General features: G+C 72.1%; 20 protein-coding genes. 7 read left to right on the forward strand and 13 right to left on the reverse strand.

All coding sequences use genetic code 11. The features are described 5' to 3' along the window. Positions 1 to 62: 62 nt before the first annotated feature. A complete protein-coding gene (locus BCL76_RS13660) occupies positions 63 to 704 on the reverse strand; it encodes a TetR/AcrR family transcriptional regulator (protein WP_109779741.1) in 642 nt (213 codons plus the stop codon). Positions 705 to 768: 64 nt separating this feature from the next. On the opposite strand from BCL76_RS13660, the gene BCL76_RS13665 reads away from it, so the two are divergent. After that, positions 769 to 2,391 carry an FAD-binding oxidoreductase gene (locus BCL76_RS13665; RefSeq protein ID WP_109779742.1) on the forward strand — a complete coding sequence of 541 codons (1,623 nt, stop codon included), beginning with the start codon at positions 769 to 771 and terminating at the stop codon, positions 2,389 to 2,391. A gap of 113 nt (positions 2,392 to 2,504) precedes the next feature. Here BCL76_RS13665 and BCL76_RS13670 read toward each other — a convergent pair whose 3' ends face one another. From BCL76_RS13670 to BCL76_RS13695, 6 genes are all read right to left on the reverse strand, one after another. Next, positions 2,505 to 3,389 carry a geranyl diphosphate 2-C-methyltransferase gene (locus BCL76_RS13670; protein ID WP_109779743.1) on the reverse strand — a complete coding sequence of 295 codons (885 nt, stop codon included), beginning with the start codon at positions 3,387 to 3,389 and terminating at the stop codon, positions 2,505 to 2,507. Positions 3,390 to 3,404: 15 nt separating this feature from the next. Next, positions 3,405 to 4,745, reverse strand: a complete 1,341-nt coding sequence (locus tag BCL76_RS13675; protein WP_109779744.1) for a family 2 encapsulin nanocompartment cargo protein terpene cyclase — start codon at positions 4,743 to 4,745, stop codon at positions 3,405 to 3,407. Between the two features lie 105 nt (positions 4,746 to 4,850). Beyond that, on the reverse strand, positions 4,851 to 6,263 hold the full coding sequence (locus tag BCL76_RS13680; RefSeq protein ID WP_109779745.1) for a family 2B encapsulin nanocompartment shell protein: 1,413 nt from the start codon (positions 6,261 to 6,263) through the stop codon (positions 4,851 to 4,853). A gap of 262 nt (positions 6,264 to 6,525) precedes the next feature. Continuing rightward, entirely contained in the window at positions 6,526 to 7,152 is a 627-nt protein-coding gene (locus tag BCL76_RS13685) for a GNAT family N-acetyltransferase (protein WP_109779746.1), read from the reverse strand. After that, entirely contained in the window at positions 7,145 to 7,762 is a 618-nt protein-coding gene (locus BCL76_RS13690; RefSeq protein ID WP_109779747.1) for a hypothetical protein, read from the reverse strand. The genes BCL76_RS13685 and BCL76_RS13690 overlap by 8 nt, the downstream gene beginning before the upstream one ends. Next, on the reverse strand, positions 7,752 to 8,381 hold the full coding sequence (locus BCL76_RS13695) for a TetR/AcrR family transcriptional regulator (RefSeq protein WP_219933944.1): 630 nt from the start codon (positions 8,379 to 8,381) through the stop codon (positions 7,752 to 7,754). The genes BCL76_RS13690 and BCL76_RS13695 overlap by 11 nt, the downstream gene beginning before the upstream one ends. A gap of 131 nt (positions 8,382 to 8,512) precedes the next feature. Here BCL76_RS13695 and bla point away from each other — a divergent pair, with 131 nt between their 5' ends. Continuing rightward, a complete protein-coding gene (gene bla / locus BCL76_RS13700) occupies positions 8,513 to 9,412 on the forward strand; it encodes a class A beta-lactamase (RefSeq protein WP_258309621.1) in 900 nt (299 codons plus the stop codon). Positions 9,413 to 9,466: 54 nt separating this feature from the next. Here bla and BCL76_RS13705 read toward each other — a convergent pair whose 3' ends face one another. Further along, positions 9,467 to 10,069, reverse strand: a complete 603-nt coding sequence (locus BCL76_RS13705) for a TetR/AcrR family transcriptional regulator (protein ID WP_109779749.1) — start codon at positions 10,067 to 10,069, stop codon at positions 9,467 to 9,469. 132 nt (positions 10,070 to 10,201) lie between these two features. Here BCL76_RS13705 and BCL76_RS13710 point away from each other — a divergent pair, with 132 nt between their 5' ends. Next, on the forward strand, positions 10,202 to 10,933 hold the full coding sequence (locus BCL76_RS13710; protein ID WP_109779750.1) for an SDR family oxidoreductase: 732 nt from the start codon (positions 10,202 to 10,204) through the stop codon (positions 10,931 to 10,933). Between the two features lie 70 nt (positions 10,934 to 11,003). Here BCL76_RS13710 and BCL76_RS13715 read toward each other — a convergent pair whose 3' ends face one another. The 3 genes from BCL76_RS13715 to BCL76_RS13725 form a co-directional block, all read right to left on the reverse strand. After that, positions 11,004 to 12,740: an acyl-CoA dehydrogenase family protein gene (locus BCL76_RS13715; protein ID WP_109779751.1), complete on the reverse strand. Its 1,737-nt coding sequence runs from the start codon at positions 12,738 to 12,740 to the stop codon at positions 11,004 to 11,006. Between the two features lie 133 nt (positions 12,741 to 12,873). Next, a complete protein-coding gene (locus tag BCL76_RS13720; RefSeq protein ID WP_109779752.1) occupies positions 12,874 to 13,446 on the reverse strand; it encodes a PadR family transcriptional regulator in 573 nt (190 codons plus the stop codon). Positions 13,447 to 13,591: 145 nt separating this feature from the next. After that, positions 13,592 to 14,689 carry an alpha/beta hydrolase gene (locus BCL76_RS13725; RefSeq protein ID WP_109779753.1) on the reverse strand — a complete coding sequence of 366 codons (1,098 nt, stop codon included), beginning with the start codon at positions 14,687 to 14,689 and terminating at the stop codon, positions 13,592 to 13,594. 313 nt (positions 14,690 to 15,002) lie between these two features. On the opposite strand from BCL76_RS13725, the gene BCL76_RS13730 reads away from it, so the two are divergent. From BCL76_RS13730 to BCL76_RS13740, 3 genes are all read left to right on the forward strand, one after another. Further along, positions 15,003 to 15,650 carry a molybdopterin-dependent oxidoreductase gene (locus tag BCL76_RS13730; RefSeq protein WP_181382540.1) on the forward strand — a complete coding sequence of 216 codons (648 nt, stop codon included), beginning with the start codon at positions 15,003 to 15,005 and terminating at the stop codon, positions 15,648 to 15,650. Continuing rightward, entirely contained in the window at positions 15,640 to 16,917 is a 1,278-nt protein-coding gene (locus tag BCL76_RS13735) for a Dyp-type peroxidase (protein ID WP_258309622.1), read from the forward strand. The genes BCL76_RS13730 and BCL76_RS13735 overlap by 11 nt, the downstream gene beginning before the upstream one ends. Positions 16,918 to 17,029: 112 nt before the next feature. After that, a complete protein-coding gene (locus tag BCL76_RS13740) occupies positions 17,030 to 17,635 on the forward strand; it encodes a GOLPH3/VPS74 family protein (protein ID WP_109779756.1) in 606 nt (201 codons plus the stop codon). Between the two features lie 27 nt (positions 17,636 to 17,662). On the opposite strand, the gene BCL76_RS13745 is transcribed toward BCL76_RS13740, so the two are convergent. Together BCL76_RS13745 and BCL76_RS13750 are read right to left on the reverse strand one after the other, a co-directional pair. Beyond that, on the reverse strand, positions 17,663 to 18,292 hold the full coding sequence (locus BCL76_RS13745) for a nucleoside/nucleotide kinase family protein (RefSeq protein ID WP_109779757.1): 630 nt from the start codon (positions 18,290 to 18,292) through the stop codon (positions 17,663 to 17,665). Positions 18,293 to 18,393: 101 nt separating this feature from the next. Continuing rightward, the gene (locus tag BCL76_RS13750) at positions 18,394 to 18,834 is read right to left on the reverse strand and encodes an Ig domain-containing protein (protein ID WP_258309623.1); all 441 of its coding nucleotides are present in this window, start codon (positions 18,832 to 18,834) and stop codon (positions 18,394 to 18,396) included. 231 nt (positions 18,835 to 19,065) lie between these two features. Here BCL76_RS13750 and BCL76_RS13755 point away from each other — a divergent pair, with 231 nt between their 5' ends. Continuing rightward, positions 19,066 to 19,740 carry a hypothetical protein gene (locus BCL76_RS13755; RefSeq protein ID WP_146228372.1) on the forward strand — a complete coding sequence of 225 codons (675 nt, stop codon included), beginning with the start codon at positions 19,066 to 19,068 and terminating at the stop codon, positions 19,738 to 19,740. The last annotated feature ends 29 nt before the right edge of the window (positions 19,741 to 19,769 follow it).

Below are 19,769 nucleotides of genomic sequence, written 5' to 3' on the forward strand. Positions count from 1 at the left end.
TAGCGGTGCGCTCCGACAACGCACTCCGACAAGGCACCGGCAGCGCTGCCGGCTCCGGGCCGTCAGCCGAGGTGCCCGTCGGTGCCGAGGGTGGCGGCGGCCGCGAAGAGCCGGGCACAGCGACGCGTCATGGCCTGCGGGGTCTGCTCCGGGTGCTTGACCCACCAGCGGACGAGGGTGGCGACCAGGTCCCGCCAGACGTACTTGAGCGCGTCGGCGTCCAGCGGGTCGGTGGATCCGGCCGCGCGCAGCAGGTCCGCGGTGCCTCCGGCGGCGAGCCGGTCGATGGCCGACCAGTACTCCGAGGCCCGGCGCTCGGCCTCACCGCCGGACGGCAGGGTGGTGTCGTAGAGCACGAACCACGCCTCCCGCTGCCCCTCCAGGGCGGTGAAGATGCTGTGGAGCACGCGCAGCGGCGTGTGCGGCGCCGCCCCGCCCTCACCCATCGCCGCGCGGATGGTGTCCAGCAGCCGGTCCCCGACCGGGACCAGACAGGCCACGTACAGCTCTTCCTTGGTGCCGAAGTACTGGTGCAGCAGCGTCTTGGTGACGCCCACGCGGGCGGCGATGGCGGGGAGCGACGCCGCCGCGTAGCCGTGCGTACCGAACTCCTCCGTGGCCGCCTCCAGCATCTGCCGGCGGCGATGCTGACGCGGGACTCCCTTGGTACCGGCCTTGGCGGAATGCGAGGAGGGGGTTGCCATGCGCCGATATTATCAGTAGGTAATTTACCTCAAGGTAAGTTCCATCGATCCCAGGAGCGCCGCCATGGCCGGCACCACCCCGCAGCCGATGCAGCCCACCTCCCGAACCCGCTCATGGTGGGGGTGGGGCTGGGCGGACGCGCATCCCGACGACGCGGAATGCACCGCGATGGGCGCCCTGCTCCCCGGCACCCTGAGCCGTCCGCTCCCCGTGCCCCGCGTCCGCGACCTCGCGATCCCCCACCCCGCCGTCGAACCCCCGCGCAGCCTCGCCCATCTGGTCGGCGTGGATCCCGCGGACCGTGCCGCGCACTCCATGGGCAAGGCCTACCGCGACGTGGTGCGCGCCCTGCGCGGAAACCCGGGCCGCATCCCCGACCTCGTCGCCCGCCCCACCGACGACCAGGGCGTGGCCGATCTGTTGGACTGGGCCGGCGAGCGGCAGGTCGCCGTCGTCCCGTACGGCGGGGGCTCCTCGGTCACCGGCGGCGTGGAGTACCGCGGCGACGCCCACCGGGCCGTCATGTCCCTGGACCTGACGGCAATGGGCCGCGTGCTGGAGGTCGACAACGAGGGCCGGGCGGCACGCATCCAGGCCGGCACGCTCGGGCCGAGCCTGGAGGACCAGCTGCGGCCCCACGGCCTCACCCTGCGGCACTTCCCGCAGAGCTTCGAGTTCTCCACGCTGGGCGGCTGGCTCGCCACCCGGGCCGGCGGCCACTACGCCACGGGCCGCACGCACATCGACGACTTCGTCCAGTCGCTGCGCGTCGTGACCCCGGCCGGCATCAGCAGCTCCTGGCGGTTGCCCGCCTCCGGGGCGGGCCCCTCCCCCGACCGCCTGTTCCTGGGCTCCGAAGGAGCCCTAGGCGTCATCACCGAGGCATGGGTGCGCCTACAGGAACGCCCGCGCCACAAGGCGTCGGCCGCGGTCGCGTTCACGGATTTCCGCAGCGCCCTGCGGGCGGTGCGCGCCCTCGCGCAGTCCGACCTCTCCCCCGCCAACTGCCGCCTGCTGGACTCCGGTGAGGCCGCGCTGTCGGGCGCGGCGCACGACGGCAGCTCCGTACTGGTCCTCGGGTTCGAGTCGGCGGACGAACCGGTCACCGCCCGGCTCGATCGGGCCCTCGCGCTGGCCCGCTCGCACGGCGGCCGGTACGAGGGAACGGGCGGGGCAGGCGGCCGGGAGGACGGGCCGGACGGCGACGCGGCGGTGAGCGCCTGGCGCTCGGCGTTCCTACGGATGCCCTACCTCCGCGACGGCCTGGCCAGGATGGGCGCGGTCGCGGAGACCTTCGAGACGGCGGCCACCTGGGACCGGATCCCCGACCTGATCGACGAGGTACGCAGGGAGGTCGGCGAGGCGGCGGTCAAGGCCACCGGCTTCCCCGCGACCGTCAACTGCCGTCTGACACACGTGTATCCGGACGGCGCGGCGCCCTACTTCACCGTACTGGCCGCCGGCCGGGCCGGTGACGAAGTCGCCGTCTGGGACGACCTCAAGGCCGTCGCGAGCGAGGTCCTGCACCGCCACCGGGCCACCATCACCCACCACCACGCCGTCGGTCGGGACCACCGCCCGGGCTACGACCGTCAGCGTCCCGAGCCCTTCGCCCTGGCCCTGCGGGCCGCGAAGGGAGCCCTCGATCCGCGGGGCATCCTCAACCCCGGTGTGCTCGTGGACTGACCTTCGCCCCGTACGCACGCCGCCGCGTCGGAGCACCGGTGTGTGCGCCCCGGCGTGACGCGAAGGGGCCGGGTCCGTCGGACGACGGTCCCGGCCCCTCGCGCGGCACTCGGTCAGACGCGGTCGGCCGCGATCAGCACGTACTGGAAGGAGCCGTCCTTGTAGGACTCGATGAACGCCTCCTCGATGCCCGTGACCAGGGAGGACGTGGCCCGCAGCTCCCAGTAGGGCAGGGTGTCGGGGGTCAGGTCGATGACGGCCTGCGGGACCAGCCGGTTGTCGGCCATCGCCCGCAGGTACTCGCGGCGCGAGTGGATGTTGCACTCGAAGTGCGCGTTGATCTGGGAGACCCACTTCGAGGGCTGGCCGTAACGCGGGTTCCAGCAGCCGGTGATGGTCACGTACCGGCCGCCGACCTGGAGCACGCGCGAGTGCTCCGCGAAGAGGTCGTGCAGGTCGACGTACATGCTCGACTCGTTGTTCCACGAGCCGGCGGCCTGCCCGGTCTCGAACGGCGTGCCGAGCATGTTGCAGACACGGGCCCGGACGTGGTCCTCGATGCCGAGTTCCTGGGCCCGCTGGTTGGCGAAGTCGGCCTGCTTGGCCGACAGGGTGACGCCCTCGACCTTGCATCCGAAGCGCTGGTGGGCCATGACCATCGAACCGCCGCGGCCGCAGCCCGCGTCGACGAGGGTGTCGTCGCGCCCGATGGAGCCGAGGTGCTCGAGGAGGAGTTCGGCCTGGGCCGACTCCAGCCGGTGGAGCTCGGCGATCAGCTTCTTCTCGTATGCGCTGTCCTCGGTGTCGCCGAGGGCGGCGTGGTCGATGGCGCCGATGCCGTAGTGGTGGTGGTAAAGGCCGTCGACATCGCCGAGTCGAAGGTTCACGGGCCTGGCCTCGTGGTCCCAGTAACGGGCGATGTCCCCCTGGTAGGGAGTCGCCGGGCCCGGGATGAACACGGAGGAGGTGCCGGCGGTGGTGAGATCGATGCTAGTCATGAACAATTCCCATCTTTACCAGAAATCGGGCAAGCTGTAGCGATAGGTGTTGGTCTGATGCCAGTAGTGGTTGCCGTCGACCCACACGGCCACCCCGCGCAGGAAGCGCTGCACGCTCGGAACGGGGCAGGTGACGGCCAGTTCGGCGGCCGCGGCCTCGAAGTCGCGCATCAGGTCGTTGTGGACCTCGACGGCCTTCAGGTAGGCCTCCCGCTCGGAGTGGCCCTCGCGTTCGGCGATCACCACCGGCAGGTTCAAGTGCCGTCCCGGACTGGCCAGTTCCTTGGTGTAGGAGTACAGATCGTTGACGATCGTGGTGGCATTGCCGGCCAGCGCGATCACCCGTTGCATGGCGGGCTGCGCGTGGAGGTCCGCCGGTAGCTCGTAGCCGCCGACGGAGTCGGTGATGGTGGGGCAGGGGCGGAAGTTGTTGAACTGACGCATCGCCAGGTACTCCCACACCTCGGGCACGTACTCCGTCTGCGCCCAGGCCCCTTCGGCGAGATAGCCCATGTGCAGCCGGGCCATGTCGTGCCGGTACCGGTCGGCCTGTGAGGGGGTGGTCGCCTGGAGGAAGTACTCCATGGCGGACCGGTACGCGCGCCGGGGGGCGTCCGAGAGGAGTGACTCCTCCCAGTCCGGCGCGTACTCCTTCGTCGTGTGGAGGGGGTCCAGAGCGGTGTGCGCCAGCAGCAGACGGCCGCCGAGGCCGACGGGCGAGCCGCCGTGGTCCTCGCAGTAGCAGTCGTCGACCGCGTTCTCGGCGACCATCAGCCGGGTGGCCAGCATCAGGTGGTCGACGCTGGGGGCGTCCGGGTGGCAGGCGACCATGTAGCGCCCGACGGAGAAGCCGTCGAACTGGTCCTCCCAGTCCTCCGGGTAGAGCGATACCTCGTCCAGGGCCCAGGCCTTGATCCGGCGACCGAGCTCCTCCACCCGCACCGGATCGGGCTCCGGCACCGGGTGGTGGTACAGGCCCGGGATCGGACGGCCCCCGGTCGGGGCGGGGGCGTCGGGGGCCGCGGCGACCGCGGGGGCGTCGCTCCGCCCCCAGTGCAGGCTCGTCGTACCCAGACCGCTGGGCCCGCGCAGGATCCGTTCGAGGGCGGCACTCGCCTGCGGCGCGGCGGCCACGGCCGCACCCTCGTCGGGTACGGGGACGGATACGACTGCGGGTGTCGGTACGGGGTGCCCCGTCGGCAGGACCGGCAGGGCCGGTGGAGAGGGCTCCACGGGCGCGACGCCCGCGACGGGTTCGGCGCCGGCGGCGAGGGTACTTGCGAGAACGTGCGCCCCGAAGGACGCCACGGCTGCGGGCAGGCTCGACTGCAGAGGGGAAGGCCCAGGATCGGGCATCCGTAACTCCTTGGAGAGGTCAGTGGGTCGTCCCGGATCCCGGGCGTGTTCGGCGGGCCAGGACAGGCGGGTGTCCTGGCCGTCACGGCCGTCGGGCAGGTCCTCTTAGTCCCGCCTGCGGGCGATCTGCACGTTCTCCAGCACGCCGAGCGCGTCGGGCACCAGGATGGCGGCGGAGAAGTAGGTGGTGACCAGGTAGGAGATGATCGCCTGCTCGCTGATGCCCATGAAGCGCACCGAGAGGCCCGGCTCGTACTCCTCCGGCAGGCCGGTCTGGCGCAGACCGATGACGCCCTGGTTGTCCTCGCCGGTTCGCATGACGAGAACGGAGCTGGTGTTCTCCTTGCTGATCGGGATCTTGTTGCACGGCAGGATCGGGACGCCGCGCCAGGCCGGGACCGACTGCCCGCCGACGTCGACGTGGTCCGGGTAGAGGCCGCGGGCGTTGAACTCGCGCCCGATCGCGGCGATCGTCCGGGGGTGGGCGAGGAAGAACTTGGACCCGCGGCGGCGGCAGAGCAGCTCGTCGAGGTCGTCCGGGGTCGGCGGGCCGGAGTGGGTCTGGATCCGCTGCTTGAAGGCGGCGTTGTGGAGCAGCCCGAAGTCCCGGTTGTTGATCAGCTCGTGCTCCTGGCGCTCGCGCAGCGCCTCGATGGTGAGCCTGAGCTGTTCCTCGGTCTGGTTGTGCGGGCCGTTGTAGAGGTCGGCGACCCTGGTGTGGATCCGCAGCACGGTCTGCGCGATGGAGAGTTCGTACTCGCGGGGCTTGAGCTCGTAGTCGACGAAGGCGCCGGGCAGGTCCGCCTCACCGGTGTGGCCGGCGGACATCGCGATCTCGGCCTCGCCGTGCCGGTTCTGTCGCTGCTGCGGGAGCGAGCTGAACCGGGCGATGTGGTCCTGGAGTTGCGGCGCCGCGGCGAGCACGGAGGCGAAGTCGCCACGGGAGAGGGTGAGCAGGATGCCGGGGGTCTCGGCGGTGGCCGTGTAGTCCCAGGTGGCGTCGGCGTCCAGCAGGGCGTTCTCGCCGAACCGGTCGCCGTCGGCGAGTACAGCGACGGCGACGTCGTCGCCGTACTTGCCGACGGAGGTCTGGCTGATCCGGCCGTGGGCGATGAGGTGGATCTGGTCGGCGGGGGTACCGCGCTCGACGATCACCTCGCCGGCCCGGAAGTCGCGCTGGACGCACCGGCCGGCGATCGCGGTCAGCACGTCGTCGTCGTCGAAGCCGCGCAGCAGGGCCAGTTCGCCGAGCTCGCGCGGGATCACCCGGACGTTCGCTCCGTCCTGGACGAACTCGATGGTGCCGTCGCCCACGGTGTACGTCAGCCGGCGGTTGACCCGGTAGGTGCCGCCCTTGGTCTCGACCCAGGGGAGCATCCGCAGCAGCCAGCGGGAGGTGATCTCCTGCATCTGCGGGGCGGACTTGGTCGTGCTGGCAAGGTTGCGGGCAGCCGCCGTGCTCAGGCTGGACTGCCGCGGCGGCTCCAGCTGGGCTTCCGGGCTGGTGTCAACGGTCATCGGGCGAGCTCTCCTTCGTAAGGGTGGTGGACCGCGGATGCGCGCGTCACCGAGGAACGAGGAAAAAGGGGGGCGAATATCCGGGAATCCGTACAGATCCGGGGGAACAGTAACGCTCGGTACACCCAGTTGAGCCTGAAAACCGTTGGCATTACTTCGATGCGGTGATCTTGCAGCGCAGGTGGTTTGCCGGGGTTATGAACGATATTCGGCCTTATTCACGAACGCGGCCGAAAAGCGATGCGACGGTCGGTCCCCGCGGTCACCCCGACGTGTCGGGGCGTGTCCGCTCGGACGCGTCCGGCCGCCACATCGCGGTCACCTCCAGCGGACCTGTCGTCAGGCGCCGCAGGGTGGTGAAGCCGAAGCGGTGATAGAGCCGTACGTTCGCCTCGTCGGCGGTGGTGAGGAAGACGCCACCGGGCGCGGGAGTCGTGGCGAGCAGGCGGTCGAGGAGCCGCCCTCCGACGCCCCGTCCCGCCGCCGCGGGCTCCACGCCGATGAACTCCAGGGTCCAGGCAGGGGGCGGGGTTTCGGCCTCGGCGGCGTGCAGGTAGCGCATCGTTCGCAGCAGGGCGCGCGGGCCGCAACCGGCCAGGGTGCGGGCCGCCCAGGCCGCCCGGGCCGCACCCGAGGGGGTGGCGGCCGGCGGGGTGAGGACGGCGGCGGCGACGGGCCGGCCGTGCCGGTCGGCGAGCAGGACGCGGCGGGCTCCCGGGAGCGTGGCGTGCGTCCGCAGTGTGGTGGTGAACCACGCCTGCCGCACCCGGTCCGATCCGCCCGAGATCCACGTCATGGCGGGTTCCCGGGCGAAGGCGGCGGCGAGCACGGTCGCGCACGGGCCGGGCGGCGGGGCCGCGTCGTAGCGGCCCTCGGCGGGCTCAGACATCACGCCGCCGTTCGAGCGGCGCCTCCGGTACGAGGTGGCACACGAGGAGCTTCAGGAAGAAGAGCGGAGCGAACCAGGCGAGGGCGGTGGGCACGGGCAGCCAGAACAGGTTGACCACGACGGCGGCGGAGTAACCGGTCATGGCGGCCGGGCGCTTGAGATGCACGGCGGTGAACTCCACTACCACGGCGGCAGTGAGCAGCAGTGCGGCGTTCCCCAGGATCCAGGTGCGGTCCCCGCCGAGCACCAGCAGGCCCATGGCGGCGAGGTGCAGCACGTGCGCGCCGACGAAGAACAGGCGGGCTCGCCGGGCCCCGGGGTCCTGACGGTGGTACCAACGCTTGGCGGAGTTCGTCGCGTTGGTGAGGATCCCCCCGAGCAGATCGAGGCCGATCAGCACCACCACGGCCAACTGGAGCCCGTTCCACTCGCGGTGGATCCCCGAGGACCACACGCCGGCGGCGAGCAGCGCCGCGCATCCGCCCGCGCCGAGCAGCTCCGTCGCCGACTCGGAGCGGGACTTGCCCGGCCCCATGAACCGCTCCAGGCGGCCCAGGGGTCCCGGCGAGGTGGGCGGTATCTCCCAGCGGATCTCCAGATCAGTGCGCACGTCCGCCCCCTCCGTCCGTTCCGCCGCTCCACAGCCCGCGCAGCAGGCTCCAGACCTGCTCGCTCCCGGGCACCGCCTGCGTCGCCGACCCCTCCGGGGGCGCCGTGCGCAGCGCGGTCAGCGCCCATGCGTCGGCCGCCCGCATCACGGCCGCGGTCGCGGCCGCCAGCAGGGCCGGGGCCACGTCCGTCCGGATGAGACCGAGCCGCTGCCCGTCCTCCACCACGGCTCCGAACCAGCCGAGCCAGACACCGCCCTGGGCCCGCCCGACGGCGGCGTCGGCGAGGGCCAGATCGTCCGGGTGGGTGCTCAGGTGCGCGACCAGGGCGTGTGATCCGGCTTCCAGCCGCGCCCAGAAGTCGACCTCGTCGCGGGCCGGGGTCCATGACCCGAGCACCCCGAGGAGGCGGTCGAGGACATCGTCGAGAACCGCGCCGAGGAGGTCCTCGCGGCCGTCGAAGTACTGGTAGGCGGCGGTCTTGGAGAAGCCCGCCGCTTCGATGATCTTGTTGTACGAGGCGGACGCGGGGCCGTGCTCGGCGAAGTGCGCGCGGGCGACGGTGAGGATCGCCTCCTGACGCTCGGCCGGCAGTCGACGGAATCGAGGGAGTGGAGTCATGCACTCACGGTACAGACCAGTGGGGTGCACCGCTAGTACACCCCATCGGTACACCATTCGCTCGGGAACCGAATTGATCACGTATGACGTCTTCGAGGGCACATGACCGGCCAGGAAGAGGAGGACCTGACGTGAGGACCCCGGACGCATCAACGTCCCGACGCGCATTACTGACCGTGGGAGCGGGGGCGGCACTCGCCGTCGCGCTGCCGGTGGGCACGGCGAGTGCCGCGTCCCCGGTGGCCGGGCTGCGCGCGCTGGAGCGCGAGTACGGGGCACGGTTGGGGGTGTACGCGCTGGACACCGCCACCGGCCGGACGGTGGTCCACCGGGCCGACGAACTGTTCCCCATGTGCTCGGTGTTCAAGACGCTCGCGGCGGCGGCCGTGCTGCGGGACCTCGACCACGACGGCGCGCATCTCGCCAAGCGCATCCACTACACGCCGCAGGACGTCACGGACGCGGGCGGCGGGTCGATCACCGAGAAGCCCGAGAACATCGCGAACGGCCTGACGGTGGCGGAACTCTGCTCCGCCGCCATCGCCCAGAGCGACAACACGGCCGGAAACCTGCTGCTGCGCGAGCTCGACGGCCCCACCGCGATCACCCGCTTCTGCCGCTCGCTGGGCGACCGCACGACCCGGCTCGACCGATGGGAGCCCGCGCTGAATTCGGCGGAGCCCTCGCGGGTGACCGACACGACGAGCCCCCGCGCGATCGGGCGGACCTACGCCCGCCTGACGATCGGCGACGCGCTGGACTCCGGGGACCGGGAGCGGCTGAACCGGTGGCTGCTGTCCAACACCACCAGCGGCGACCGTCTGCGGGCCGGCCTGCCGAAGGACTGGGCGGTGGCGGACAAGACGGGCGCCGGTTCGTACGGGACGAACAACAACGTGGGCATCGCCTGGCCGCCGGGACGCCCGCCGATGGTCCTGGCCATCCTGTCGACGATGCCGGAGGCGACGGCGCCGCGCGACAACACCCTGATCGCCAGAACCGCGAAGCTGCTGGCGGACACACTGGCCTGAGCGGTCGCCGCCCTCCCGAGCCCCCGACCCCCGGGGGCTCGGGGCCCCTCGGGGCTACTCGACGATTTCCCCCGCGCCCCGCCGCACCAGCGGGAGGCGCAGTCCGTCCAGGCTGAGGTCGAGAAGGCGTTCGGCCTGGTCCCGTCGGTCCGGGCCGGCCGAGGTGAGGGCGATGCCGGCGAGAGCGGCGAACATGTCGGTGGAGCTGATGTCGGTCCGGATCGCGCCCGCGGCGGTGCAGGCGTCCATGAGGGACGTGAGGGCGTCCTGGATCAGCCGGCGGCTCTCGGCGTACGGGTCGCTCCCCGCGGCGAGGACGGCTCGCATCGCGTCGGCCATGCCCATCTTGGCGGTGGCGTAGTCGATGAAGCGGCGCGTCCAGGCGCGCAGGGCCTCGTACGGCGGCAGGGTCTCCAGCAGGGTGGGGACGGAGTCGCACAGTCGGGCGACCTCGTTCCGATAGGCCGCCTCGATGAGGGCTTCCTTGGTGGGGAAGTTGCGGTAGAGGGTGCCGGTACCCACGCCGGCTTCCTTGGCGATGCGCTCGAAGTGCGCCTCCAACCCCTGCTCGGTGAACACGCGCACCGCGGCGGCCAGGATCTTGTCCCGGTTGCGCTGCGCGTCGGCTCTCAACGGGCGTCCTGCGTCTGCCGCCATCAGTGGCTCCCTCGCTCCTCACTTGCTAAGTGGAGGCTCCTCCACTTACTGTCGGTTGAAGTGGCGGCGCCTCCACTTTCACTCTAGGGCATGGCTTCGGCCTGCCCGTTCCTCTTCCGAAGGGATCCCGGTATGTCGGGAATCGAAGGCAAGGTCGTCGCCGTCACCGGAGCCGGCAGCGGCATCGGCGAGGCGACCGCCCTCCTGCTCGCCGAGCGCGGCGCCAAGGTGGTCCTCGGGGCACGCCGCACCGAACGACTGGAGGCGCTGGCCGCCCGGATCGAGCGGGCCGGCGGTCACGCCGCCTGGATCCGTACGGACGTGACGCGGCGCGCCGACCTGTCCGGCCTCGTCGGCCTGGCACGGGAGCGGTACGGCAGGCTCGACGTCCTCGTCAGCAATGCCGGGGTCGGACTCATCTCCCCGCTCGACGAACTGCGTGTCGAGGACTGGGAGGAGATGATCGACGTCAACCTCAAGGGCGTCCTCTACGGGATCGCCGCGGCGCTGCCCGTCTTCCGCGAGCAGGGCTCCGGACACTTCGTCAACACCGTGTCCACCGCCGGACTGCGCGTCGTGCCGCTCCAGTCGGTGTACGCGGGCACCAAGAACGCCGTGCGCACGATCTCCGAGGGTCTGCGCCAGGAGGCCGGGGACGGTCTGCGCGTGACCGTGGTGTCGCCGGGGGCCGTCCGTACGGACTTCACGGACCGCATGGACCCGCAGGCCCGGGCCCGGATCGACCGCATGATGGAGACCGCGCTGTCCCCGGACGCGGTGGCCCGCGCCATCGCCTTCGCCGTCGAGCAGCCGGACGGTGTCGACGTGGGCGACATCGTCGTACGCCCGACCGCGCAGGCCTGAGCCCCCGGAAGGGACCGGCCCCGGCCACGGCGACGCCGTGCCGGGCCGGTCCCACCTCGGGGCCGTGGTCCTACGGGGCCATCTCGTACGTGCCGGACAGCGCCTCGACCCGCGCCCAGACACGCGCCGCCCGCTCCTCGTCGACGACCGGACGCCGGACCGCGCCCAGCGCCCACTCCTGCTGGGCCGCCGTCGCGGAGTCCTTGCCGTACAGCTCGACCGCGTGGCCCGAGAAGTCGCGCACCAGGACGGAGAACAGCTCGTCGAGCACCGACCCGTCCAGGTCCGTCAGACGGGCCTGCTCCAGGATCAGCTGTCCGTACACGACGAGCGCGAACAGCTGGCCCACGGAGAGGAGGAAGTCGAGGTCGCGGCTCTGCGCCTCGTCCGGGGCGACGGTGGCCACGAAGGTGCACAGGGCGTCGGCCTGCTCGCGGAACCGGGCCACGTTCGCCACGTCGGCGTACGCGTCGTAGGCGGTCCGCCAGTCGTGGAACTGCACCGAGCCGAGGCCGCGGGCCGGGCCCTGCTGGAACAGGAAGGCGTCGTCGGCCGCGTCGAGGCGGGTCGGAACGGCCGGGTACTCGGCCGGGTTCAGCAGGTGGTTGCGCATGAACTTGAGGATCAGCGCGAGGTTGACGTGGACCGTGCCCTCCAGCTTGGGCAGTCCGCGGATCTCGATCGCCGCCTGCGCGAAGTAGTTGTCCTTCTCGAAGCCCTTGGCGGCGATGACGTCCCACATCAGGTCGATGACCTTCTCGCCCTCCGTGGTCACCTTCATCTTCGTCATCGGGTTGAACAGCAGGTAGCGGCGGTCGTCCGGGCCGGCGGAGCGGAAGTAGTCGACGGCGCGGTCGCTGAAGAGCTTCATGCCGACCAGGCGGACGTAGGCGTCGGCCAGCTCCCGGCGCACGTGCGGGAAGGCGGTGACGGGGCGACCGTAGAGGACCCGGTTGTGCGCGTGGGTGACGGCCTCGTACATCGCGTGCTCGCAGATGCCGATGGAGGCGGTGCAGAGGTTGAACTTGCCGACGTTGACGGTGTTCAGGGCGGCGTCGAAGGCGGCCTTGCCGGTGTGCAGGACGTCCTCGGCGCGGACCGGGTACTCGTCGAGACGGAACTCGCTGACGTACTTGGAGGAGTCGACGACGTTCTTCACCAGGTTGTACGCCGGGTGGCGACTGTCGGCGGCGAAGAAGACGTAGCCCTCGGGGCCCTCGATGTCGGTGCGACGACCGAAGACGGAGACGAGGCCGGCGGCGTTGCCGTTGCCGATGTAGTACTTGGAGCCGCTCGCGCGGAATCCGCCGGGGCCGGCGCCCTCGTCGTCCGGCCGCAGCAGCATGTCGGTGGAGTAGATGTCGGCGCCGTGGGTCTTCTCCGACAGGCCGAAGGCGAACACCTCGCCCTCGGCGAGCAGCTGCGCGGCGCGGGCTCGTGCGTCGGCGTTGTCGCTCTGCCAGACCGGGCCGAGGCCGAGGATGGTGACCTGCCAGGCGTACCAGTAGTCGAGGCCGTAGAAGCCGAAGATCTCGTTCAGGGCGGCGATCCGCGCGGTGTCCCAGCGCTTGTCCGACTCCCCCTCCCCGGCGGCGGTGTCCGGGGTCAGGAAGGTCGCGAAGAGGCCCTCCTTCGCGGAGAAGGCGAGGAAGTCGGCGAGCCAGGCACGGGAGCGGTAGTCCTCGATCAGCCGGCGCTTGCCGCGGCTCTCGAACCAGTCGACGGTGGCGCGCAGCAGCCTGCGGGTCTCGGCGTCGAAGTGCGCCGGGTCGTACGTGTTCGGGTTGAAGAGCAGGGCGTCTGCCATGGAGGTTCACCTTCCGAGGGGTTGGAGGAGGGGCGGGGAGGGGCGGGCACATGCGTGGGGGTGCGGCGGGGTACGACGAGGTGCGGTGGGCCGGCCGTGGCGCGAGGGGCTCCGGGCGAGGCCCGGGCGACGTTCAGGCGGTGGCGGTCGGTGGGGTGGCGCCGAGCCGGTGGAGGGTGGCGAGTACGTCGTCGAGCCAGGCGATCGTCATCCGCTCGAACGCGATGCCACCGCGCAGGACGACGTGCTGGAGCTCCTGGCCGGGGTCGAGCGGTGCGGGGGCGTCGGGCCCGGTGAAGTCGCGCCGTTCACCGGCGAGATAGCGGGCCAGTCGGTCGCTGTGCGCCCGGTGGTGCCGCTCGACCTCGTGGATCAACGCGGCCGGATCGTCGAAGGCCGCGCCGCGAATCTTGACGGCGAGGTCGTGGCGCAGGCTCTCGGGTTCGATCGGCTCGTGCAGCCACTCGGCGAGGGCGGCGCGGCCGGGGCCGGCGACGGAGTACTCCTTCTTGTCCGGTCGACCCTGCTGCGGGACCTCTCGGGAGGCGAGCAGCCCGTTGCCCTCCATGCGCCCCAGGACGCGGTAGATCTGCTGGTGGGTGGCGGTCCAGAAGTAGCCGATGGACCGGTCGAACCGGCGGGCCAGCTCATAGCCGGAGCCCGGCTTCTCCAGCAGGGAGACGAGGATCGCGTGGTCGAGCGCCATGCCCCGATCTTTCTATGCAACTCGTTGCATAGACAAGCGGCGGGGGTCAGGTGAGACGCGGCTCACCCGGACCGGAGCCCGCCGCCCCGTCCACCGCTCCCGCCTCCACCCGCCGCCCCGTCCCCCTACCCGGCTGTCATCGCCTTCACTCGACGCCGAGCCGCGCGCTCGCCCAGACGAGCGCCGGCGGGATCTCCCGGAGCCAGGTGTTGAAGCTGTGGCCGCCGCTGTCGAGGATGATCGAGGACACGTGCGCGGGCGCCTTCACCTTGCGGACGAACTCCAGCGTCTCCGCGTAGTTCGGCTCTCCCCGCAGCGAAGAGGTCACCAGGAACGAGGAGTTGCCCTGCGGTCGGTGGTCCAGGTGCCACAGCAGGTCGGATCGTTTCTCCTCGTCCTTGTTCCCCTTGAACAGATCACCCGAGTCCTTGTCGATCTCGGGCCTGTACTCCGCCGAGAGGCCCACGCCGACCGTGTACGCCTCCGGGTGCTGCACCGCCATCTTCAAGGCGCAGTAGCCCCCGGTGGAGTCGCCGATGATGCCCCAACTCCGCGGCGAGGTGCCCACGCGATAGGCGCCGGAGATCGCCTTGACGACATCGGCGCCGAAGAAGGCCTCGCTCTGCGGGCCCCCGGGGACGTCGACGCACTGGGTGTTGGGCGCGGCGATCGTGGGCCGCGTCATCACCAGGATCATCGGCTGCATGCGCTTCTGCTTCGCCAGGCCCCAGGCCAGCCGCGGGTAGTGCAGCTTCTTGATGAGGTTCTCGGCCATCCCCGGATAGCCCGTGAGGACGACGGCCGCCGGGAACCTGCGCTGCTCGTCGCGCTTGTCGAAGTACTCCGGCGGCAGGTACACGTACGCCTCGGCGGCGGCCCGGGACCGCTCGCCGTGGATCGTCACCTTCTCGATCACTCCGCCCACCTGCGGGTTCCGACCACCGGGCACCTCCGGGGCCTGCCGGCCCAGCACCTCCACGGCGGCGCCGCCCGGGGCGGCCGGGGCGTGCTTCTTCGTCCCGGCGAGGTCGGCCCAGGAGTCGTAGAGGAGGAAGGTCCGGTTGGCCGCGGCACCGACCGAGGCGAGCACCAGCAACTGCACGAGCGCGAGCAGCCCGACCCGCCCCAGTACCCACCGGACGCCGGGCCGCCCCAGCCGGGGCCACAGCCCTACCGTCAGGGCGAACAGCAGCGCCGTGCACACCACGACGCCCGCCATGAGCGTGCCACTCGTCAGACCCATGAATCAGCGAACCTTCTCCGTCGTCCCGGTCCGGACACCCGGTCCGGGCGCTACCGGCGGGTAGCGCATCAGACAAGAGGGGCGCATCGGGCCCCTCGTTCCCTCACCGAGTGACACGGCCCCTGGTGCGATGCCACATGAGGCCGGACGGCGGTACGGATGCCCGAACAGAATCCCTTTCCCACGCTGTTGGCGTTTGACAGTTCTCAGGTATGTTTCACGCGGCAAATTTCCTTCCGTACGCCGATTCCCCTTGCAGATGCGCCGAACGATCTGGCCTCGGCGGACGGCAGTCGCTGATCAGGAGTTCCGCATGACGCAGAACGACGACCGCCGGATGTACGCAGGCCGGGCGCGGACCCGCGTGGCACAGGTGTGCGCCGCCGCCGTCACCGCCTTACTGATCACCTCCTGCGGCGCGGCCGACGACCCGAAGGTGGCGGCCGCCTCGTCCGCCCCGGCATCGGTGTCCACCTCGGCCTCCCCCAAGGCCTCGTCGGCCCCGATCAAGCCGGGTGAGGTACGGATCGGCGGCGAGGTCGACAAGCCGTACACCATCACCCTGGCCGACCTGCGCACGCTGCCCCGGACCGAGGCCTCGGTGGAGTTCATCAGCGCCAAGGGGAACCAGAAGCACACCTACCAGGGCGTCCTGCTGCACGAGGTGCTGAAGGCGGCCCAGCCGCGCTTCGACCAGAGCAAGAAGAACGGGCAGCTGCGCGGGGTCGTCGCGGCCACGGGCGGCGGTGACTACCGCGCGGTCTTCGCGTGGGCCGAACTCGATCCCGAATTCGCCAAGTCCCCGATCCTGCTGGCCGTTTCCGAGGACGGGACGGCCTTCGAGGACGCGGCCGGCCCGCGTCTGGTCGTCCCGCAGGACACCCGCGGCGGTCGCTACGTCTCCGAACTGAACCAGCTGTGGATCGGCACCGTCGATCCGGTGGTCGACGGTGCCCACTGAAGCGTCCGGAGCAGGAGCGCCCGGCCGCCGGCGGTCCGTGACCCGGCGCGCGCTGCTCGGCGCCACCGGGCTCGGGGCCGTGGCGGGCGGCGGCGCCCTCGTCGCGGCCGCCGTGCGCGAGGCCCCGACCGCGCCGGGCGGCGCCGGGGCCGCCGTCCCCTTCCACGGCCCGCAGCAGGCCGGGATCCTGCACCCCCGTCAGACCCACGCCCACCTGGCCGCCTTCGACTTCGGGGTGCGGACCGACCGGGGCCGGGCCGCCGCGCTCCTGTTGCGCTGGAGCACCGCCGCCGAGCGCCTCACCCGAGGCGAACCGGTCGGTGAGGAGATCGGCCCGCCCGGTTCCCGGGCCGCCGACACCGGCGTCGCGCTGGGCTCCGGGCCCGCCTCACTCACCCTCACCTTCGGTTTCGGCGCGAGCTTCTTCGACCGGGTGGGCCTGGCCACGGCCCGCCCCGAGGCACTCGCGCCGCTGCCCGCCTTCCCCGACGACCGGCTCGACCCGGCCCGCGGCGACGGCGACCTGTTCGTCCAGATCGCCGCCGACGACCCCCTCGTCGGCCTGCACGCCCTGCGTACCGTGCAGCGACTGGCGCACGGCGAGGCGAAGACCCGCTGGGTGATGTCCGGTTTCACCACCGCGCCGGTGCCCGGCCGCACCGCGCCCACGCACCGCAACCTCATGGGCCAGCTCGACGGCACGGCCAACCCGTCCCCCGCCGACGCCGCCGCGCGGGACCGGATCCTGGTGAACGCCCCGGGTACGCCACCCTGGCTCGCCGGAGGTTCGTACGTGGTGGTCCGCCGGATCCGGATGCTCCTCGACCACTGGGACACCCTCCCCCTGGAACACCGGGAACAGGCCGTCGGACGCCGCGCCGCCGACGGCTCCCCGCTCACCGGCGGCGCCGAACACACCGCCCCGGACCTCGCGGCCAACCGCCCCGACGGGGTCCCGGTGATCGCGTACAACGCGCACATCCGGCTGGCCGCACCCACCGGCAACAGCGGCGCGACGATGCTGCGCCGCGGCTGGTCGTACTACGACGGCCTGCGTCCCGACGGCACACCGGACGCCGGAATGCTCTTCGTCGCCTGGCAGTCCGACCCGCGCACCGGCTTCGTCCCGGTCCAGCGACGCCTGGCCCGCGGCGACGCCCTCGGCCGCTACCTGGTCCACGAGGCCTCGTCCCTGTTCGTGGTGCCCGGCAGCGTCCGTCCGGGCGGTTACGTAGGCCAGGCCCTGCTGGAGGACACACCTTCCTAGGCGCCCGTCCGGGCGATGTTCGGGAACCCGAGGGCCGTGGCGGGCGTTGGTGCGACCATAGGAAGGTGATCAGCGGGATCCGACTTCCGATGACATTCGAGGGGAGCCGTTCATGAGCACGGCCAAAGACCTGTTCATCATCGCCATGGATCCGCAGCCGGAACATCCGGTCGGCCAGGGTGACCTGTCGCTCGCCCTCGCCGGCGCCGAGCTGATCGATCTCCTCAACGCACAGGCCGCCGTTCTGGACGGCGACCGCATCGTCCCGGGCGACCGGTCCGAGCTGAACGACGAGCTCCTGACCGAGGCCTCGTCGGCGCTCACACGGCAGGCGCCGTACGAGCGGGTCGAGGACTGGCTGTGGCGCCGCGGCCGTGATCTCTCCGCCTCGTACCAGGCCGCCCTGGAGGAAGCCGGTCAGCTGACCCGGGGGCGGCGCGGTCTGCTTCCCTTCGGCACGGATCGCCTGGAGGTGGCCGACACGCCCGCCCACCGCCGGGCGCTGAGCCGCCGGGAGTCGGAGGAGCCCGTCCTGGCCTCTCTCGCCGCGGCCGTGGGCGTGGGCGAACCGCGGTCCGACGACGAGCCGGGCCCGGACGACGAAGCGGTGACGACCGTACTGGCCGTCGTCGGCGACGCCGTGATGGAACTGGAGGCAGTACGCCAGCGGCGGTCCATCGAGAACGCGGCGTTCGCCAACGTCTGGCGTGTCCCGTAATCCGTGGTCGGCCGGGGTCGGCCGTGATCAGCCGATGTCGAGGACGAGGTCTGCGCGGTGGCGGCCGAGGGCGACGAGGCGCGCGTTGAGCTCGTCCGAGCGGGCCACCCACTCCCGCGCGTAGGCGGGGTCCTTGCCGTGCCGGACGTGACGCTCGATCAGCCGCTCCAGGCGCAGGTCCTCGGACGGGGCGAGGTACCAGGCCTCGTCCAGCAGCGGGCGTACCGAGGCCCACTCCCCCGCGTCGTGCAGCAGGTAGTTCCCCTCGGTGATCACCAGCGGCACGTCCGGGGGTACGGGGATGCTGCCCGCGATCGGCTCCTCCAGGGAGCGGTCGAAGGCGGGCGCGTACACCGTGGGCATGGGCCCGGGCCTGTGCGGCGCGCGCAGCCGGCGCAGCAGGGCGACGTAGCCCGCGGCGTCGAAGGTGTCCGGGGCGCCCTTGCGGTCGGCGCGGCCCAGCCGGTCCAGTTCGGCCTGGGCGAGGTGGAACCCGTCCATGGGGACCACGACGGCCCGCTCCGGCCCGAGCGCGTCCGCGAGCCGGGCCGCCAGGGTCGACTTGCCGGCGCCCGGGGGCCCTGCGATGCCCAGGACGCGCCGCCCGCCCGAGGCGGCCAGTGCCCTCGCCCTCACCAACGGATCCGTCGTGCTCATCCGCACATCCTGCCCGAGGGGTTCGCATCCCGGCGCCCCGGCCGTGGTCGCGGTCGGGGGCACCGGGTGGTGGGCGCCGGGTGGTGGCGCCGGACGATGGGTCAGCAGCGCGGACAGGCGTCGCGGATCACGCGCCAGGTGAAGGTGGCGGAGGCCGTGGCACCGGCGGCGTCCCTCGCGGTGACGGTGACGGTACGGATGCCGGCGCCGCGCAGGACGCCGGAGATCAGGCCGGTCGAGGCGTTGATCGAGGCGCCGGTGGGCAGGTTGGCCGCCGACCAGGTGTAGGGAGAGGTGCCGCCGGTGGCGGTCATCGGTAAGGAGGCGTGGTCGTACTGGTAGTCGACCTGGTTGCCGGGGTTGACCACGGCCGGGGCCGCCGCCGCCGTACGCGACACCGGGGCGGTCGAGGCGGTCGAGGCGTGAGGGGCCGCGACCGACGGGCCGACCGACACGGCGAGGACGGCCGTCAGGCCGAGGGCCAGCGTGACCGGTCCGCGCGAGGCGCGTGCGATGCGTGAGGTGCGCGTGGATCTGCTCAACAGGACCTCCGAACTCGTCGGGAGAGAACGGCGGTTCCGGTACGGGTCCCGGAAGCCGTCATCACCCGGTGTGGGTATGAGTGTTCGAGGTGCGTGGCGCGTCGGCATCATAGGTGGGCGCGGCCGTCCCGTCGATGGCGCCGCCACCCCCGGACTCGGGCCGGGCGGGGCGGGCGGGCCGCGCCCGCCGGAAGCCACGTGGACCGGACTCACAGGCCTACGATGTCCGTCATGCCCGGTTCGGTCGCCGTTCCGCACAACCCCCCGCCCCGTGCCCGACTGCGGTCCGCCACCCGCCTGGCCGTGTGCGCCGCGGTGCCCTGGTTCCTCTGCCTCTGGTGGGGCACGAGCACGGTCCCGGTGCCGGCCGCCCTCCCGGCCGTGCTGATCCTCCGCGAGGACGTGTACGCCGCCCCGCGCCTGGCCTGGGACCGGCTCGTCGGCGTCGTCGTGGGCGTGGCGCTGACCACGCTCGTCCTGCACTGGCTGCCGCCGCCCTCGACCGCCTCGGTGACCTCGACGTCGGTGGCCGCCTCGGCGTCCTTCCTCGCCGTACTGGCCTGCGGTTGCGCGGGCATGTACCTGATGTACCGGGGCGGCGCCCCCAACCAGCAGGTCCTGATCACCGCACTGGTGATCTACGCGACCGCTCTTCCCGGCTACGCCTGGGCCCGCCTGGTGGAGAGCGCGGTCGGCATCGCCGCCGTCGTACTGCTGGGACCCCTGCTGTGGCCGCCGGACCCCTACCGGCAGGCCGCCGCCGGCCTCGACGCGTACCGGGGCGAGCTCGACGGGTTCCTGGACACGGTCGCCTCCCGGCTCGCCGGCGGCGGGCCGCCCACCGTCACCGTGCCCGTGGTGGAGGCGGAGCTGTGGCGGCGCCCGCAGACCGCCCTCGCGTCCTAAGACCGGGCCGTCCGGCGCGCCCGACCCCC

Origin of the sequence: Streptomyces sp. CG 926 (assembly GCF_003148825.1) — a bacterium.
GTDB lineage: Bacteria > Actinomycetota > Actinomycetes > Streptomycetales > Streptomycetaceae > Streptomyces.

Excerpts from the sequence above, each read along its gene's own strand:
- BCL76_RS13660 (WP_109779741.1), bottom strand. The coding sequence starts at position 704 with ATGGCAACCCCCTCCTCGCATTCCGCCAAGGCCGGTACCAAGGGAGTC.
- BCL76_RS13665 (WP_109779742.1), top strand. The coding sequence starts at position 769 with ATGGCCGGCACCACCCCGCAGCCGATGCAGCCCACCTCCCGAACCCGC.
- BCL76_RS13670 (WP_109779743.1), bottom strand. The coding sequence starts at position 3,389 with ATGACTAGCATCGATCTCACCACCGCCGGCACCTCCTCCGTGTTCATC.
- BCL76_RS13675 (WP_109779744.1), bottom strand. The coding sequence starts at position 4,745 with ATGCCCGATCCTGGGCCTTCCCCTCTGCAGTCGAGCCTGCCCGCAGCC.
- BCL76_RS13680 (WP_109779745.1), bottom strand. The coding sequence starts at position 6,263 with ATGACCGTTGACACCAGCCCGGAAGCCCAGCTGGAGCCGCCGCGGCAG.
- BCL76_RS13685 (WP_109779746.1), bottom strand. The coding sequence starts at position 7,152 with ATGTCTGAGCCCGCCGAGGGCCGCTACGACGCGGCCCCGCCGCCCGGC.
- BCL76_RS13695 (WP_219933944.1), bottom strand. The coding sequence starts at position 8,381 with ATGACTCCACTCCCTCGATTCCGTCGACTGCCGGCCGAGCGTCAGGAG.
- BCL76_RS13705 (WP_109779749.1), bottom strand. The coding sequence starts at position 10,069 with ATGGCGGCAGACGCAGGACGCCCGTTGAGAGCCGACGCGCAGCGCAAC.
- BCL76_RS13710 (WP_109779750.1), top strand. The coding sequence starts at position 10,202 with ATGTCGGGAATCGAAGGCAAGGTCGTCGCCGTCACCGGAGCCGGCAGC.
- BCL76_RS13715 (WP_109779751.1), bottom strand. The coding sequence starts at position 12,740 with ATGGCAGACGCCCTGCTCTTCAACCCGAACACGTACGACCCGGCGCAC.
- BCL76_RS13720 (WP_109779752.1), bottom strand. The coding sequence starts at position 13,446 with ATGGCGCTCGACCACGCGATCCTCGTCTCCCTGCTGGAGAAGCCGGGC.
- BCL76_RS13725 (WP_109779753.1), bottom strand. The coding sequence starts at position 14,689 with ATGGGTCTGACGAGTGGCACGCTCATGGCGGGCGTCGTGGTGTGCACG.
- BCL76_RS13730 (WP_181382540.1), top strand. The coding sequence starts at position 15,003 with ATGACGCAGAACGACGACCGCCGGATGTACGCAGGCCGGGCGCGGACC.
- BCL76_RS13740 (WP_109779756.1), top strand. The coding sequence starts at position 17,030 with ATGAGCACGGCCAAAGACCTGTTCATCATCGCCATGGATCCGCAGCCG.
- BCL76_RS13745 (WP_109779757.1), bottom strand. The coding sequence starts at position 18,292 with ATGAGCACGACGGATCCGTTGGTGAGGGCGAGGGCACTGGCCGCCTCG.
- BCL76_RS13755 (WP_146228372.1), top strand. The coding sequence starts at position 19,066 with ATGCCCGGTTCGGTCGCCGTTCCGCACAACCCCCCGCCCCGTGCCCGA.